General features: G+C 65.1%; 17 protein-coding genes. 2 read left to right on the top strand and 15 right to left on the bottom strand.

Going from position 1 to position 13,961, the window contains the following annotated elements:
- Positions 1-81: 81 nt before the first annotated feature.
- Both LRS53_RS01155 and LRS53_RS01150 read right to left on the bottom strand, forming a co-directional pair.
- The gene (locus tag LRS53_RS01155) at positions 82-1,050 is read right to left on the bottom strand and encodes a GTP 3',8-cyclase MoaA (RefSeq protein WP_231354660.1); all 969 of its coding nucleotides are present in this window, start codon (positions 1,048-1,050) and stop codon (positions 82-84) included.
- A 65-nt stretch (positions 1,051-1,115) separates the two neighbouring features.
- The gene (locus LRS53_RS01150) at positions 1,116-1,757 is read right to left on the bottom strand and encodes a TetR/AcrR family transcriptional regulator (protein WP_007160588.1); all 642 of its coding nucleotides are present in this window, start codon (positions 1,755-1,757) and stop codon (positions 1,116-1,118) included.
- Between the two features lie 171 nt (positions 1,758-1,928).
- Between LRS53_RS01150 and LRS53_RS01145 the strand changes: the two genes are divergently transcribed.
- Entirely contained in the window at positions 1,929-3,059 is a 1,131-nt protein-coding gene (locus LRS53_RS01145; protein WP_231354659.1) for an aminotransferase class V-fold PLP-dependent enzyme, read from the top strand.
- Between the two features lie 215 nt (positions 3,060-3,274).
- On the opposite strand, the gene LRS53_RS01140 is transcribed toward LRS53_RS01145, so the two are convergent.
- The 13 genes from LRS53_RS01140 to LRS53_RS01080 form a co-directional block, all read right to left on the bottom strand.
- Entirely contained in the window at positions 3,275-4,057 is a 783-nt protein-coding gene (locus tag LRS53_RS01140) for a TatD family hydrolase (protein ID WP_231354658.1), read from the bottom strand.
- Between the two features lie 54 nt (positions 4,058-4,111).
- Complete coding sequence (locus LRS53_RS01135) at positions 4,112-4,468, bottom strand: PilZ domain-containing protein (protein ID WP_064307436.1); 357 nt, start codon at positions 4,466-4,468, stop codon at positions 4,112-4,114.
- Between the two features lie 39 nt (positions 4,469-4,507).
- Entirely contained in the window at positions 4,508-5,491 is a 984-nt protein-coding gene (locus LRS53_RS01130; RefSeq protein ID WP_231354657.1) for a DNA polymerase III subunit delta', read from the bottom strand.
- Complete coding sequence (tmk, locus tag LRS53_RS01125; RefSeq protein WP_231354656.1) at positions 5,484-6,122, bottom strand: dTMP kinase; 639 nt, start codon at positions 6,120-6,122, stop codon at positions 5,484-5,486. Before tmk ends, LRS53_RS01130 begins: the two co-directional genes overlap by 8 nt.
- The gene (gene mltG, locus LRS53_RS01120) at positions 6,119-7,177 is read right to left on the bottom strand and encodes an endolytic transglycosylase MltG (RefSeq protein ID WP_231354655.1); all 1,059 of its coding nucleotides are present in this window, start codon (positions 7,175-7,177) and stop codon (positions 6,119-6,121) included. Before mltG ends, tmk begins: the two co-directional genes overlap by 4 nt.
- A 3-nt stretch (positions 7,178-7,180) precedes the next feature.
- Complete coding sequence (gene pabC / locus LRS53_RS01115; RefSeq protein ID WP_231355392.1) at positions 7,181-7,993, bottom strand: aminodeoxychorismate lyase; 813 nt, start codon at positions 7,991-7,993, stop codon at positions 7,181-7,183.
- Positions 7,993-9,237, bottom strand: coding sequence for a beta-ketoacyl-ACP synthase II (fabF, locus tag LRS53_RS01110; protein ID WP_026083937.1), 1,245 nt, complete (start codon positions 9,235-9,237; stop codon positions 7,993-7,995). Before fabF ends, pabC begins: the two co-directional genes overlap by 1 nt.
- A 137-nt stretch (positions 9,238-9,374) precedes the next feature.
- Positions 9,375-9,611, bottom strand: a complete 237-nt coding sequence (gene acpP, locus LRS53_RS01105) for an acyl carrier protein (RefSeq protein WP_007160597.1) — start codon at positions 9,609-9,611, stop codon at positions 9,375-9,377.
- A 167-nt stretch (positions 9,612-9,778) separates the two neighbouring features.
- On the bottom strand, positions 9,779-10,522 hold the full coding sequence (gene fabG / locus LRS53_RS01100; RefSeq protein ID WP_017641880.1) for a 3-oxoacyl-ACP reductase FabG: 744 nt from the start codon (positions 10,520-10,522) through the stop codon (positions 9,779-9,781).
- Between the two features lie 15 nt (positions 10,523-10,537).
- A complete protein-coding gene (gene fabD / locus LRS53_RS01095; RefSeq protein WP_231354654.1) occupies positions 10,538-11,473 on the bottom strand; it encodes an ACP S-malonyltransferase in 936 nt (311 codons plus the stop codon).
- An 82-nt stretch (positions 11,474-11,555) separates the two neighbouring features.
- The gene (plsX, locus tag LRS53_RS01090) at positions 11,556-12,545 is read right to left on the bottom strand and encodes a phosphate acyltransferase PlsX (RefSeq protein WP_442968476.1); all 990 of its coding nucleotides are present in this window, start codon (positions 12,543-12,545) and stop codon (positions 11,556-11,558) included.
- Positions 12,546-12,551: 6 nt separating this feature from the next.
- The gene (gene rpmF, locus LRS53_RS01085) at positions 12,552-12,734 is read right to left on the bottom strand and encodes a 50S ribosomal protein L32 (protein ID WP_007160601.1); all 183 of its coding nucleotides are present in this window, start codon (positions 12,732-12,734) and stop codon (positions 12,552-12,554) included.
- 10 nt (positions 12,735-12,744) lie between these two features.
- Complete coding sequence (locus LRS53_RS01080) at positions 12,745-13,272, bottom strand: YceD family protein (protein WP_081594602.1); 528 nt, start codon at positions 13,270-13,272, stop codon at positions 12,745-12,747.
- A gap of 99 nt (positions 13,273-13,371) precedes the next feature.
- On the opposite strand from LRS53_RS01080, the gene LRS53_RS01075 reads away from it, so the two are divergent.
- Positions 13,372-13,950 (top strand): Maf family protein, encoded by a 579-nt coding sequence (locus tag LRS53_RS01075; RefSeq protein WP_231354652.1) that lies wholly within the window; start codon positions 13,372-13,374, stop codon positions 13,948-13,950.
- Positions 13,951-13,961: the final 11 nt, after the last annotated feature.

Below are 13,961 nucleotides of genomic sequence, written 5' to 3'. Positions count from 1 at the left end.
CAGACCCCTGTCCGGCACCAAGTTGTCGTCGATACAGGGGCCTTAGCAGCTTTCGCGCCAGCTCCAGGCGCAACGGGTGAATCAGCCGCCGATGATCTTCATGACGGTCACGCCGCCCGAGAAGGCCACATCCTGCTTGTCGCCCAAGGCCTTGACCAGCAACCGCTGCAACGCCGGCAGGGCCAGATGACGCGGCTTGTCCAGCAGATCGCCGACATAGTGGCGGTTGCTTGACGACAGGCAGCCATGCAGCCAGCCGGTAGACGACAGGCGCAGCCGCGAGCAGGTCCGGCAGAAGGGCACGCTTTCGTTGGCGATGATCCCGAAGTGGCCACCCGACTCGACGCGATAGCGCAGCGCGGTGGAATCCACCGGCGCATCGGCCTGCACATAGGCATGGCGCGAACCGATGATCTCCAGCAATTCGGCCAGGGGCACCAGCTGATTGTTGAAGGTCGTGGGATTCTTGGCCAGGTGCCCCATGCGCATCAGCTCGATGAATCTGAGCTCGAAGCCGCGCTCCAGGCAGTAGTCCAGCAGCGGCAGCACCTGATCGAGATTCTGGCCACGCAGGGGCACCATGTTGAGCTTGATCTTGAGTCCGGCGGCACGCGCCGCTTCGAGTCCGGCCAGCACCGTAGCCAGATCACCGCCCCGGGCCAGACGGGGAAAGGCTTCGGCGTCGAGGGTATCGAGCGAGACGTTGAGGCGCCGGATGCCGTGATCGATGAGGAAATCCAACTTGCGTGGCAGCAGCTGACCATTGGTGGTCAGGCTGATGTCCTTGAGACCGAGCTGGGAGACACGGGCGAGAAAGGGCTCCAGCCGCGGCGTGACCAGGGGTTCGCCCCCGGTGATGCGCAGCCGTTCGATGCCGGCGGCATCGATGAGGTATTCCACGCCTCGGGCCATGGTCTCGGCACTGAGTTCGTCCTGCGCCGCCACGAGCCGCTTGCCGTTGGGCACGCAGTACGTACAGGCATAGTTGCAGGCCGCCGTGAGGCTGATCCGCAAGTTGCGAAACGCCCTACCCTGGCGGTCGACGATCATCTTGGGGGTACTCCACTAGAACAAGAGAAAAGGGATGACGCGGCATCCCTTGCCTCTATGGGACCCTAGGATCGGACAGGCGTTTCGACGTCTCGCTTGCGCCGGTTGCCCATGCGCACGCCGATCTCCATGAGGAACTGGAAGAAACCTTCCTGATCCTCCAGCACGTCGCGCCAGAACGGCGAATGGTAAAGGGCCACGGCCCCGTGCACCAGCGCCCAGGCGGCGCAGTAATGGAAATAGGGCGGGACGTCCTCGAGCTTGCCTTCGTCGATCCGGCCTTCGATCAGGCTGGTCAGCCGCTGGAAATTGGAGGTGCGGATGCTGTGCAGCTGCTCGACCAGTTCGGGCACCTGACGCGTCTTGACCACCTTTTCCTCCAGGCGATCGAACAGGCGATAGCGCTGCGGATCGCTCATGCGGAATTCGAAGTAGGCGCGGGAGAGCGCTTCGCGATCCCGGGCGACGTTGTCCGACTGGAACAGCTCGGCCAGGTCCCGCTCGTAATCCAGCATCAGGCGCAGATAGATCTCGGCCTTGGAATTGAAGTGCTTGTAGATGGTGCCTTTGCCGATACCAACCGCCTCGGCGATCATCTCGACGGTGACGCTGTCTTCTCCTTCGGAGAGAAACAATTGCAGAGCGGTATCGAGGATTTCCTGTTCGCGGCGACGGAACTCGCGGACTTTGCGGGATTCTTTCTGCATGGCAGCCCACTTGTTGTTTTGAAAAGGGATAGGGCCTTCGAATCGCCAGTTGCCCCTCGGCATACCGGCACTTCGTCACACCTTGGGCGAGCTCCACCGAAAGCATCGGTGAACCGCGCGGGCGCGCCCCTTATTATGCCCCATCACACCCAGATTGTACGGATCGAGTCAATGTCTTCCTGGAAGCACGAATTCCCTCAGGCCTACGCCATGAGATACCTCAACCACGCGGCCGTGGCCCCGTGGCCCAAGCGCGCTGCGCAGGCCGTCACCGAATTCGCCGCCGAGAACTGCCAGTATGGTGCGCGCAACTATCCGACCTGGCTGGTCCTGGAGCAGCGCCTACGCGATCGCCTGACCCGCCTGCTCAATGCGCCTTCCAGTAGCGACATCGCCCTGGTGAAGAACACCTCCGAGGCCCTCTCCTTCGTGGCCTTTGGCCTGGACTGGCAGAGTGGCGACCAGGTGGTGATCAGCGACGAGGAGTTCCCCTCCAATCGGGTGGTCTGGGAAGCCTTGGCGCGTTTTGGCGTCGAGGTGGTGGAAGTCAACCTGGGTGACACCCCCGAAGCCAATCTGCTGGCCGCCTGCGGTCCACGCACCCGACTCATGGCCATCAGCGCCGTGCAGTACGCCAGCGGCCTGCGCCTGGACCTGCCCCAGCTGGGCCAGGGCTGCGAGGCCAAGGGCGTGCTGCTGTGCGTCGATGCCATCCAGCAACTGGGCGCCCTGCCCTTCGATGCCCAGGCCTGCAACTGCGCCTTCGCCATGGCCGACGGCCACAAGTGGATGCTCGGCCCGGAAGGCCTGGGGGTGTTCTACTGCCGCGCCGATCTGCGCGAGCAATTGAAACTGCACGAGTACGGCTGGCACATGCTGGACAACGCCGGCGACTACAGCCAGCGCGAATGGCAACCGGCCAAGACGGCGATGCGCTTCGAGTGCGGCAGCCCCAACATGCTGGGTGCCGTAGCCCTGGAGGCGAGTCTGTCACTGCTGGAAGATGCCGGCATGGAGCAGGTTGGCAAGGACTTGCTGGCGCGGATCGAGCTGCTCGACAGCCATATCCGTCGCCTGCCCGGCGCGATCCTGCATTCGCCGGTCAATGCCGAGCGCCGCTCAGGCATCCTCACCTTCTCGCTCGAAGGCTGGGACAACCGCCAACTATTCGAACGCCTCAAGACCGCCGACGTGGTCTGCGCCCAGCGAGGTCCGGGCATTCGCCTATCGCCGCACTTCTATACCAGCGAGCACGTGCTGGAGCAGACCCTGGATCTGGTGGGGGCGCTGGCGCGCTTCTAATGGTCGAAAGGCACGGGATAGCCAGTGTTGGGGCAGCGCTATTCCAAAACTGTTTAAAAAACGTCCAATCCCGACTGGACCTTTCCCCGAGCTAGCCAATACTCAAGTGACTGGCCGCGTCGACCCCCGCGGCGCGGGCCAGGGAGGCGGTTCTCTGTCTTGGCGATCCGCTGGTCCGGCCCGGGTATCCCAGGATACCCGGGCCATTTTTTTGCCTAGAGGGCAGCGCGGGGAAACAGCCGGCGGAAGTTGGCGGTGGTCTGCTCGGCAAGGGTTGCCAAGCTCACCCCTCGCACGTCGGCCAGGCATTGGGCGACCTCGACCACGAATTGCGGCAGATTGGCCTTGCCGCGGTGAGGTACCGGGGCCAGATAGGGCGAATCGGTTTCCACCAGCAGGCGATCGGCCGGCACCTGGCGCGCGACGTCGCGCAGCTCGGCGGCATTGCGAAAGGTCAGGATGCCGGAAAAGGAGATGTAGAAGCCCAGGTCCAGAGCGGCCTTGGCCGTTGCCCAGTCCTCGGTGAAGCAGTGCAGCACCCCGGCGCCCGGCAGGTCGGCGGCGCCCAGCATCGCCAGGGTGTCGGCGCGCGCTTCCCGGGTATGGATCACCAGGGGCAGCGCCGTGCGCCGGGCCGCTTCGAGGTGCAGGCCGAATGACCGCTGCTGGATCTCGGCGGTGTCGGGTTGGTAGTGATAGTCGAGGCCGGTCTCGCCGATGGCGGCGACGCGCGGATGGGCCAGCCGCTCCAGCAGCCAGTCGAGATCGATGGCACTGCCCTGGGCGGCATCCAGTGGGTGAATGCCCACCGCGCAGTGGACATCGGCATAGCGTTCGGCCAGGGCCTGCACCGTGGGCGCGTTGCCGGCATCGACGCCGATGCAGAGGAACTGGCTGACGCCCCGGGCGCGCGCAGCATCCAGCGCTGCATCCAGGGAGCCGTCATGAAGGGAAAGATCGAGTCGATCCAGGTGACAGTGGGAGTCGACGAAGTGCACGAGAAATAGCCTTGAATCAGGAGACGCCCCGCCCCGAGCGGGACGGCGACGGCCTCACATGGTATGGGTGGGACGGTCCGACTTCAGCGAGCCGGCCAAATAGGTTTCGATCTTGTTGCGCGCGGTATTGTCGCCTTCGTTGAACTGCACGCCGACTCCGGCGGCTTTATTGCCCTGGGCGCCCTTGGGGGTGATCCAGACCACCTTGCCGGCGACCGGGATCTTGTCCGGCTCGTCCATCAGGTTGAGCAGCATGAATACCTCGTCACCCAGCTTGTAGGTCTTGCCCGTGGGAATGAACAGGCCACCGTTGCGGATGAAGGGCATGTAGGCGGCATAGAGCACCGACTTGTCCTTGATGGTGAGGGACAGGATGCCATTACGGGGGCCCAGGTTCTGCGGCAAACTCATGAGATTCTCTCGAGACAGGCAAGACGAACGCGCGGATCGCTAGCGTCCGGGCACCAGGCCGGCCCAGCGGATCAACAGCGACTCCAGCAACAATACGCGGTTGAGGTTGGCTTTGCCCAGCACCTTCTGCCGCTCGGCATGCAGCCATTCCTGCAGGGCCAGCACCTCGTGCGGCACGCTCTTCTCGGCCAGGTAACCCAGCACCTTGGCCATGTCCGGCGCGGCTTCGGCATCGGCGCCACCCCACTGCTGACGTAGCACGCCATGGGTCCATTCGCAGAACCAGTCGAGCAGCAGCGGCAGGGGTACGGCGTTCCAGCTCTCGGCCAGTTGACTGGGCGCTGCCTGGCGCTTGAGCAGGCGCTTCACCCCTTCCACCACCAGGGCCCGGCGGGCGAGCACGTCCTCACCGTGCAGGCGCAGGGCCGCCAGCGGCGAGCCGCCGGCCAGCACCAGCAACTGGGTGCGGATTTCCGCGTCCAGGTCAGGCAAGCGTTCGCCCAGCCAGGTGAGACTCTCGGCGCGCGAGGGCACCGGACAGGCCTGCTGCACACAGCGGCTGCGCACGGTGGGCAGCAGACGACTCGGCTGGTGGCTCACCAGCAGCAGCACGGTAGCGCCCGAGGGCTCTTCCAGACTTTTGAGCAGGGCATTGGCGGCATTGAGGTTCATCGCCTCGACCGGCTCCAGCAGGATCAGCTTGCGCCCACCCAGCTGGGCGGTCTGGGAGACGAAGTCCACCAGGCCGCGGATCTGATCGACACGGATAGGCTTCTCGGCCTCTTCCGGCTGGATCACACAATAATCGGGATGCGTACCTGCCCTCAGGAGCGAGCACGCCTTGCACTGGCCGCAGGCGGCATCGCCCTGGGGCGCCTGGCAGAGCAGCAACGCGGCCAGGCGCTCGGCCAGGTCGCGCTTGCCGACGCCGCGGGGACCATGCAGCAGATAGGCATGAGCATGCTGCCGCCGGAACGAGATCCGCGCCCAGAGCGCCTGCTGCCAGGGATAGACGTCAGCCACCTGGCGTCGACTCCAGGGTGGCGACCAGGGCGCGCAGCTCCGCCTGTACCTCGGCCAGGCTACGCGAGGCATCGATCAGGCGATAACGCGCCGGCACGGCCTGGGCGCGGTCCAGATAGGTCTGGCGCACCGCTTCGAAAAAGGCGCGCTGCTCCTGTTCGAATCTGTCCAGGGCACCACGGCGGGCCGCCCGGGCCAGGCCGATCTCCACCGGCAGATCGAACACCAGAGTCAGGTCGGGTTGCAGATCGCCCAGCACGAAGGCTTCCAGCGTGGCGATGCGCTCCACCGGTACGCCGCGACCGCCGCCCTGGTAGGCATAGGTCGCATCGACGAAGCGATCGCAGAGCACCAGGGCACCCCGCGCCAGGGCGGGCCGGACGACCTGGGCCAGATGCTGGGCACGGGCGGCGAACATCAGCAGCAGTTCGGTATCCACGGCCATGGGCTCGGCGGCCGGCGCCAGCAGGATCTCGCGGATGCGCTCGGCCAGCGGCGTGCCACCCGGCTCGCGGGTCAGCACCACCTCACGCCCGCTGGCGCCAAGAAGTTTGGCGAGATAGTCGCGGTTGGTGCTCTTGCCCGCGCCCTCGGGGCCTTCGAGGGTGATGAACAGGCCGTTTGCCGTCATGGGGTTTCCTTGGTTTCGGGCGTCTGCGGAGCGGGACTGGAGCGATAGTCGGAGCGCCGCTTGAGCTGGAAGTCGCGGACCGCCTGATTGTGCGCCTCCAGGTCCTTGGAAAAGACATGGCTGCCATCGCCACGGGCGACGAAATACAGGCTGTCGCCATCCTTGGGATGCAGCGCCGCATGGATGGCCTCGCGTCCCGGCATGGCGATCGGCGTCGGCGGCAATCCCGCGTTGAGATAGGTGTTGTAGGGCGAGGGCTCGCGCAGATCGGCGCGGGTGATCCGCCCGTTGTAGCGCTCGCCCATGCCGTAGATCACCGTGGGATCGGTCTGCAACAGCATGCCGGCCGCCAGGCGCCGGACGAAGACGCCGGCGATCTCGTCGCGCTCCTCGGGCACGCCGGTCTCCTTCTCCACCAGCGACGCCATGATCAGGGCCTGGTAGGCGTCCTTGTAGGGCACCGCGGGATCACGTGCCTGCCATTCCTGGTCGAGCACGGCCTGCAGGCGCTGATTGGCCTGGCGCAACAGATCCGACTCGCGCTGGCCCTTCACATAGCGATAGGTATCGGGAAAGAAGCGCCCCTCGGGATGCTGGCCGTCCAGCCCCAGGCGTTTCATCAGGGCGGCATCGTCCAGCTCGGCGGTATCGTGTTCGAGCTTGGGCTGCCGCGCCAGGGCAGCGCGCACCTGCCGGAAATTCCAGCCTTCCACCAGGGTGAGGCCGTACTGCACCACCTCGCCCTTGCGCCAGAGGCCGAACAGCTGCTCCACGGTCATGCCCGGGGTCAGGCGGTATTCCCCGCTATGCAGCGTCTGCCCGGCCAGATTGAAGCGCCAATACAGGCGTAGCCAGAAGGCGCCGTCGAGCACCCCCTGCTCTTCCAGGCGCAGCAGACTGCCGCCCGGGGTCGCCCCCTTGGGGATCTCGATCAGTTGCTCGCCGTCCACCTTCAGCGGCTGAATCAGCGCCTGGTGCTGGCGCCAACCGGCCAGGACCAGCAGCAGGCCGCCAGCGGCCAGCAGCGCCGTAAGCAGAGCTCTCGCCTTGCGCATCGGCTATTCCAGAATCTCGTTTATCGAACCTTGCAGTTTACGGGTCACCGGCCCCACGGACCAGTTCGCGGCTGCGTACCGGCGCACGGGCCAGATACCATATTGGCTGTTGCAGAGGAAAACTTCGTCGGCACCGAGCAGGTCATCCAGCGACAGCGATAGCACCTCGGTCGGGATGCCCTCCGCGGCGGCGATGTCGAGCAGCAGACCACGCATCACGCCGGCCACGCCACAATCATCGAGCGCGGGGGTCAGCAGCCGCCCCGCGCGGACCAGGAACAGATTGCTGAATACCCCTTCGATCGGCCTGCCGTCCTGAGCCAGCATCAGGCCTTCGGCATACTCGGTGCTACTCCACTCCCCACGCGCCAGCACCTGTTCGAGTCGATTCAGGTGCTTGAGTCCGGCCAGCAACGGCTGGTGCGCCAGGCGTGTGGTGCAGGGATAGAGGGCGATGCCCTCGGTGGCATGGACTGCCGGATAGGCCGGTGCCGGGGAGCCCAGCAACAGCCGTCGCACCTCGGGCTCGGCCGGCGGGGCATAACCGCGCAGGCCATCACCACGGGTGAGCAGCAGCTTGGCGACGCCCTCTCCCAGCAGCGTCGCATAGGCGCGGATCTCGGCGTCCAGCTGAGCGATGTCGCAGGGAATACGCAGCCGCTGGCAACCCGTGGCCAGCCGCTGCAGGTGACGGTCCAGCAGACGTGGCTGGCCCCGGCGTACCGCGATGGTCTCGAACAGCCCATCGCCATAGGCCAGACCCCGGTCGCGTTGCAGGCCGGGATCCAGCGGTTGGCCGTTGAGCCAGTCCTGGATCAAGCGTCGAAGCGCCGGAACACCAGACTGCCGTTGGTGCCACCGAAGCCGAACGAATTGGACAGGGCCACTTCGATGGGCCGCTGCCGCGCCTCGTGAGGCACGAAATCCAGATCGCAGCCGTCGCTGGGATGGTCCAGATTGATGGTGGGCGGCGCCACCTGATCGCGCAGGGCGAGCACCGTGAAGATGGCCTCCACCGCACCGGCAGCACCCAGCAGGTGACCGGTCATGGACTTGGTGGAACTCACGCTCAGACGCTTGGCCTGCTCGCCGAACACCTGCTTGAGGGCAGCCACTTCAGCCAGATCACCGGCCGGCGTGGAGGTGCCATGGGCGTTGACGTAGTCGACCGCTTCCGGCGCGATGCCGGCGTCCTTGAGGGTCGCTCTCATGCAGCGCGCGGCACCCGCGCCGTCTTCCGGCGGTGCGGTCATGTGGAAGGCGTCCGCGCTCATGCCGAAACCAATCAGCTCGGCATAGATGCGGGCGCCCCGCGCCTTGGCGTGCTCGTACTCTTCCAGCACCAGGGCGCCGGCGCCATCGGACAGCACGAAGCCATCACGGTCGCGATCCCAGGGCCGGCTGGCGCGGGTCGGATCGTCGTTGCGGGTCGACAGGGCACGCGCCGCGCCGAAGCCACCCAGACCCAGACCCGAGGTCGCCATCTCCGAACCGCCGGCGACCATGACATCGGCCTCGTCGTAGGCGATGTTGCGCGCCGCCATGCCGATGCAATGCGTCGCCGTGGTGCAGGCGGTGGCGATGGCATAGTTGGGACCCTGCAGACCCAGATGGATCGACAGGAAACCGGACACCATGTTGATGATGGAGCCCGGGACGAAAAAGGGGGAAATACGGCGTGGACCCTGGGCGAGCAGCGACTGGCAATTCGCCTCGATATTGGTCAGTCCGCCGATGCCGGAACCCATGGCGACACCCATGCGCTCGCGATTGCCATCGTTGACCTCGATACCGCTGTCACGCATGGCCTGGAAGCTGGCAGCGAGACCGTATTGGATGAACAGATCCAGCTTGCGGGCTTCCTTCGCGGACAGGTACTGCTCCACGTCGAATCCCTTGACCGATCCGCCGATCCGCGTGCTGAAGGCAGAGACGTCCATATGCTCGATCGGCGCGATACCGCTGCGACCGGCCAGGATGCCTTCCCAGCTGCTCGCCACATCGGCGCCAAGCGGCGATACCATGCCCATACCCGTGATCACGACACGTCTACGCGACACACCCAACTCCTCTTGTCCTTCCGGGGCGGCCACCCCTCTTAAAAAAAGCCGATTCCAGCGATCTTGACCTTGGACCTAAAGAAAAGCCGCACGCCCTACAGGACGTGCGGCTTCTTGTGTCCGAAACTGGCGACTACTTATTGCTGGTGAGCAACGATGTAGTCGATAGCTTCCTGGACGGTGGTGATCTTCTCAGCCTGCTCGTCCGGGATTTCGGTCTCGAATTCCTCTTCCAGAGCCATCACCAGTTCGACGGTGTCAAGGGAGTCGGCGCCCAGATCCTCGACGAAGGAAGCGCTGTTGGTAACTTCCTCTTCCTTCACGCCGAGCTGCTCAGCGACGATCTTCTTAACGCGTTCTTCGATGGTGCTCATACCGTGTTCTCACTCCTAAAGGAAAAATCCGCACAACGGATTGCGCGTAAGTGTATAGAAAGGGATTTCCGTATTTCAAGCTGACGCGACATCAAGACGTATGCACGGCCATTGCTGGTCCGACAGTTTACCAGCTTAGCGCAATAGCCGCGCGGGGGTAACGCCGGTCAGCTCATGTACATTCCGCCGTTCACGGGGATCGTGGCGCCGGTCACATAGGCCGCGCCCTCGCCGGCCAGGAAGCCGACCACCTTGGCGATCTCGTCGGCCTGGCCGAGGCGGCCGGCCGGGATCTGGGTCAGCAGCGCGGTGCGCTGGGCTTCCGGCAGTTCACGGGTCATGTCGGTGTCGATGAAGCCAGGCGCAACGGCATTGACGGTGATGTTGCGCGAACCCACCTCGCGAGCCAGCGCCCGGGTGAAGCCCTCGAGACCGGCCTTGGCGGCGGCGTAGTTGGCCTGGCCGGCATTGCCCATTGCCCCAACCACCGAGCCGATGCTGACGATGCGACCCCAGCGACCCTTGGTCATGCCCTTGAGCACGGCCTTGGACAGGCGGAACAGGCTGTTGAGGTTGGTATCGATCACGTCGAACCACTCGTCGTCCTTCATCCGCAGCATCAGGTTGTCGCGGGTGATGCCGGCGTTGTTGACCAGGATCGACGGGGCGCCGAATTGTGCCTGGACCTGCTCGAGGGCAGCCGCGACAGAGGCGTTGTCGGAGACGTTAAGCACCAGACCAGTGCCTTCGATACCGTTGGCCTTGAGCGACTCGGCGATGCGCTGGGCGCCCGCCTCGCTGGTCGCGGTGCCGATCACGGTGGCGCCCAGGCGGCCCAGTTCCAGGGCGATGGCTTGACCGATACCACGGGTGGCGCCCGTGACCAGGGCGACCTTACCTTGCAGACTCATCTCGTTTTCCTCGATTCAAAAAGCCGCGCGCGCGGCGGCGAAGGCGTCGGGGGTGTCCAGGGCCAGCGTTTCCACGCCCTTGACGCATCTCTTGTTCAGACCGGCCAGCACCTTGCCGGGGCCGCACTCCACCAGGTGGGTGACGCCCTGGGCAGCCAGGTACTGCACGGATTCGACCCAGCGCACCGGACTGTAGAGCTGGGCCAGCAGATCCTGCTGGAGGCTGTCCAGGTCAGTGTTGACGCCGGCATTGACGTTTTGCACCACCGGAATCTCCGGCTGGCTCCAGGTGCAGCCGCGCACGTCCTCGGCGAAGCGCTCGGCCGCAGGGCGCATCAGCTCGCAGTGGGACGGCACGCTGACCGGCAGCGCCACGGCGCGCTTGGCACCCAGGGCCTTGCAGGCCTCGATGGCGCGCTCCACCGCAGCGGCGGTACCGGCGATCACCACCTGGCCCGGGGCATTGAAATTGACTGCGCTCACGACCTCGCCCTGGGCGGCTTCGGCACAGGCGGCCAGCACCTGGGCATCTTCCAGACCCAGGATGGCGGCCATGCCACCCTGCCCGGCGGGGACGGCCTGCTGCATCAGCTCACCGCGGCGCGCCACCAGGCGTACCGCCTCGGCGAACGGCAGGCTGCCCGCGGCGACCAGCGCCGAATATTCGCCCAGGCTGTGACCGGCGACATAGGCCGGCTTGGTGCCGCCTTCGGCCAGCCACAGACGCCACAACGCAATGGAGGCGGTCAGGATGGCGGGCTGGGTACGGTCGGTCTGGTTGAGCGACTCCTGGGGGCCCTGCTGGGTCAGCGCCCAGAGGTCGTAGCCGAGGACGGCGGAGGCTTCGGCGAAGGTTTCGCCGATCAGCGCATGGTGCGTGGCCAACTCACCCAGCATGCCCAGGGCCTGGGAACCCTGACCGGGAAAGACGAAAGCGAGAGAGGCGGACATAGGCAGGTCTCTTGTAGGTCCATTGCTGGCGAAACCGCGATTCCGCCACTGACAGACTGAGATGTCGGTGTCGACCGGTCGGTCACACCGCTTTCAGAGCCGCCAAGTTTAACCGGATACGGCCAGGCAGATCAGTCTCCACGTCGCGCAGAGCGCGCTCGATGGCCTGAACGAGACCGACTTCGCCTGCCGCGCCATGGCTCTTCACCACCACCGCGTTCAAGCCGAGAAAGCTCGCGCCATTGCGCAGCTCCGGATTCCAATGACGGAAACGGCGGGCCAGCCAGGGTTGCAGCAACCGACGTTCGAGCCAGGAGGCCGTGCCGCTGCGCTCGACCAGCAGGCGCAGCAGCGCCTCGCCGGACTTGAGCACGGCGTTACCGGTGAAGCCATCGCAGACCACCACGTCGGCTGCGGCAGCATAGAGATCGCTGCCTTCGACGAAGCCGATGAAATCGAAGGCCTGACTCTGAGCGAGGCGCCGGGCGGCGTCCTGGATCACCGGCGTGCCCTTGCCCGGTTCGCGCCCGACGTTCAGTAGCGCGACCCTTGGCCGCACCAGACCCCGCGCCTGGGCCGCCCCTGCGCCCAGATAGGCGAACTGCACCAGCTGTTCGGCCGAGGTGTCGAGGTTGGCGCCGAGATCCAGTAGCAGCGTCTGATGCCTGTCCCGTCCGGGCAGCGCCGATACCATGGCGGGTCGATCGATATCCGGCAGCGTTCCGAGCAACTGTCGCGCGAGCGCCATCCAGGCCCCGGTATTGCCGGCACTCAGGCAGCCCTGGGCACGCCCCTGCTGGACCGCTTCGAGGGCGGCATGCATGGAGGTCCGGGTGCGACTGCGTACCACAGCAGCGGGTCGCTCATCGGGCCCGACGAGGGCATCGACGTATTCGAACTGCAGGCGGTTGGCGAGGGAGGCAGGCGGTGACCAGGCCGACAGGGCGTCGCGCTGACCACAGAGGAGAAGCTGTAAGGCGGGGAAACGCTTAAGAGCATCGAGTGCAGCAGGAACAATGCAGCGGGGACCGAAGTCCCCGCCCATTGCATCGATCGCGATGACGATTTCGATCGAGGATTACTCGTCGGAACCCTTGTCGATCACTTTGCGACCGCGGTAGAAACCGTCGGGCGACACGTGGTGGCGCAGGTGAACTTCACCGGTGCTCTTTTCCACGGACAGAGCGTTCGCTTCGAGGGCGTCGTGCGAACGACGCATGTCGCGAGCGGAACGGGATTTTTTGTTCTGCTGAACAGCCATGATTTAACTCCTAAACGTTTGGGTCACGCTTCAACTGCGCAAGTACACTGAACGGGTTGGGTCGCTTTTCCTCGTCCGCCGGCTCTTCGGGCGCCTCGAAACCTTCCGGATGTTGGCAAGCACCTTCCGGATGCACAGGGATGATCGGCAGAGCGAGCAACAGCTCTTCTTCGATCAGGCTATGCAGATCCAGGGGTTCTTCACCAACCTCCAGGGCATCGTAACCCTGTGGCAAGGCATCGGCCGACTTCCCTTCCCAGAGCACGGCGAAATCGAATTCGCTGCTAATGGGAAGCACTGCCGGCTCCAGACAACGCTGGCAAATCATCTCGACCGCGGTATCCAGGACACCATGGATGACGAATTGCTTTTGTTGATCACGCCCGAAGTCGAGGACGACGGCTACCGCGCCTTCGGACTTCACGAGCTGCTCGCCGACACGCCGCATGTTCGCGAGAGGCAGCTCACCCTTGAGGGTTACGCCGCGATCCGCCAATTTGCGAGGATCGACCTGAGGTGGAATTGGCCCATTCAACATAAGCGCGCCATTATAGGGACGGCCTTACGGCTGTCAAAGGAAATTAACCCCGAAGCGATTCCGACCGACCTCTGGTCGACCGCGCCCGAGAACAAATCGATGCCTCTCATTCTACTCGCTTCCAGCTCACCTTACCGCCGCCAATTGCTGGAAAGGCTGCACCTGCCCTTCGCCCACCAGTCGCCGGACATCGACGAGACGCCGATACCCGGCGAAAGCCCCCGGGCGCTGGTGGAGCGACTGGCGCGGGCCAAGGCCGCCGCCCTGGCCGACCAGCCAGCGCCTACGCTCATCATCGGCTCGGATCAGGCAACCGCCATTGATGGCGAGATTCTCGGCAAGCCCTTGACGCATGAACGGGCCCACCAGCAACTGGCCCGCGCCAGTGGCCAGACGCTGGTATTCCATACCGGGCTCGCCCTGCTGGACAGTCGCACCGGCGAGTGCCGTAGCGAGGTGGTGGATTTCCAGGTGCGCTTTCGCACGCTCGACGCGGCGACGATCGACCGCTACCTGTTGGCGGAACAGCCCTATGACTGCGCCGGCAGCTTCAAGGCCGAAGGCCTCGGCATCACGCTCTTCGACGCCATGCAGGGAGAGGATCCGACCAGTCTGATCGGCCTCCCCCTCATTCGGCTCGCCGCGCTGCTGCGCGAGGCAGGACTGCAGGTCCCCTGAGACCTGCTGGA

Source organism: Pseudomonas sp. PLB05 (assembly GCF_021106615.1).
Classification (GTDB): domain Bacteria; phylum Pseudomonadota; class Gammaproteobacteria; order Pseudomonadales; family Pseudomonadaceae; genus Chryseomonas; species Chryseomonas benzopyrenica.
The sequence above is the reverse complement of the archived record's forward strand: the minus strand, read 5'-3'. Positions and strand labels throughout refer to the sequence as shown.

What these genes read in the sequence shown, in the direction of transcription:
- LRS53_RS01155 (WP_231354660.1), bottom strand. Translation starts at nt 1,050, where the DNA reads ATGATCGTCGACCGCCAGGGTAGGGCGTTTCGCAACTTGCGGATCAGC.
- LRS53_RS01150 (WP_007160588.1), bottom strand. Translation starts at nt 1,757, where the DNA reads ATGCAGAAAGAATCCCGCAAAGTCCGCGAGTTCCGTCGCCGCGAACAG.
- LRS53_RS01145 (WP_231354659.1), top strand. Translation starts at nt 1,929, where the DNA reads ATGTCTTCCTGGAAGCACGAATTCCCTCAGGCCTACGCCATGAGATAC.
- LRS53_RS01135 (WP_064307436.1), bottom strand. Translation starts at nt 4,468, where the DNA reads ATGAGTTTGCCGCAGAACCTGGGCCCCCGTAATGGCATCCTGTCCCTC.
- tmk (WP_231354656.1), bottom strand. Translation starts at nt 6,122, where the DNA reads ATGACGGCAAACGGCCTGTTCATCACCCTCGAAGGCCCCGAGGGCGCG.
- mltG (WP_231354655.1), bottom strand. Translation starts at nt 7,177, where the DNA reads ATGCGCAAGGCGAGAGCTCTGCTTACGGCGCTGCTGGCCGCTGGCGGC.
- acpP (WP_007160597.1), bottom strand. Translation starts at nt 9,611, where the DNA reads ATGAGCACCATCGAAGAACGCGTTAAGAAGATCGTCGCTGAGCAGCTC.
- fabG (WP_017641880.1), bottom strand. Translation starts at nt 10,522, where the DNA reads ATGAGTCTGCAAGGTAAGGTCGCCCTGGTCACGGGCGCCACCCGTGGT.
- fabD (WP_231354654.1), bottom strand. Translation starts at nt 11,473, where the DNA reads ATGTCCGCCTCTCTCGCTTTCGTCTTTCCCGGTCAGGGTTCCCAGGCC.
- rpmF (WP_007160601.1), bottom strand. Translation starts at nt 12,734, where the DNA reads ATGGCTGTTCAGCAGAACAAAAAATCCCGTTCCGCTCGCGACATGCGT.
- LRS53_RS01080 (WP_081594602.1), bottom strand. Translation starts at nt 13,272, where the DNA reads ATGTTGAATGGGCCAATTCCACCTCAGGTCGATCCTCGCAAATTGGCG.
- LRS53_RS01075 (WP_231354652.1), top strand. Translation starts at nt 13,372, where the DNA reads ATGCCTCTCATTCTACTCGCTTCCAGCTCACCTTACCGCCGCCAATTG.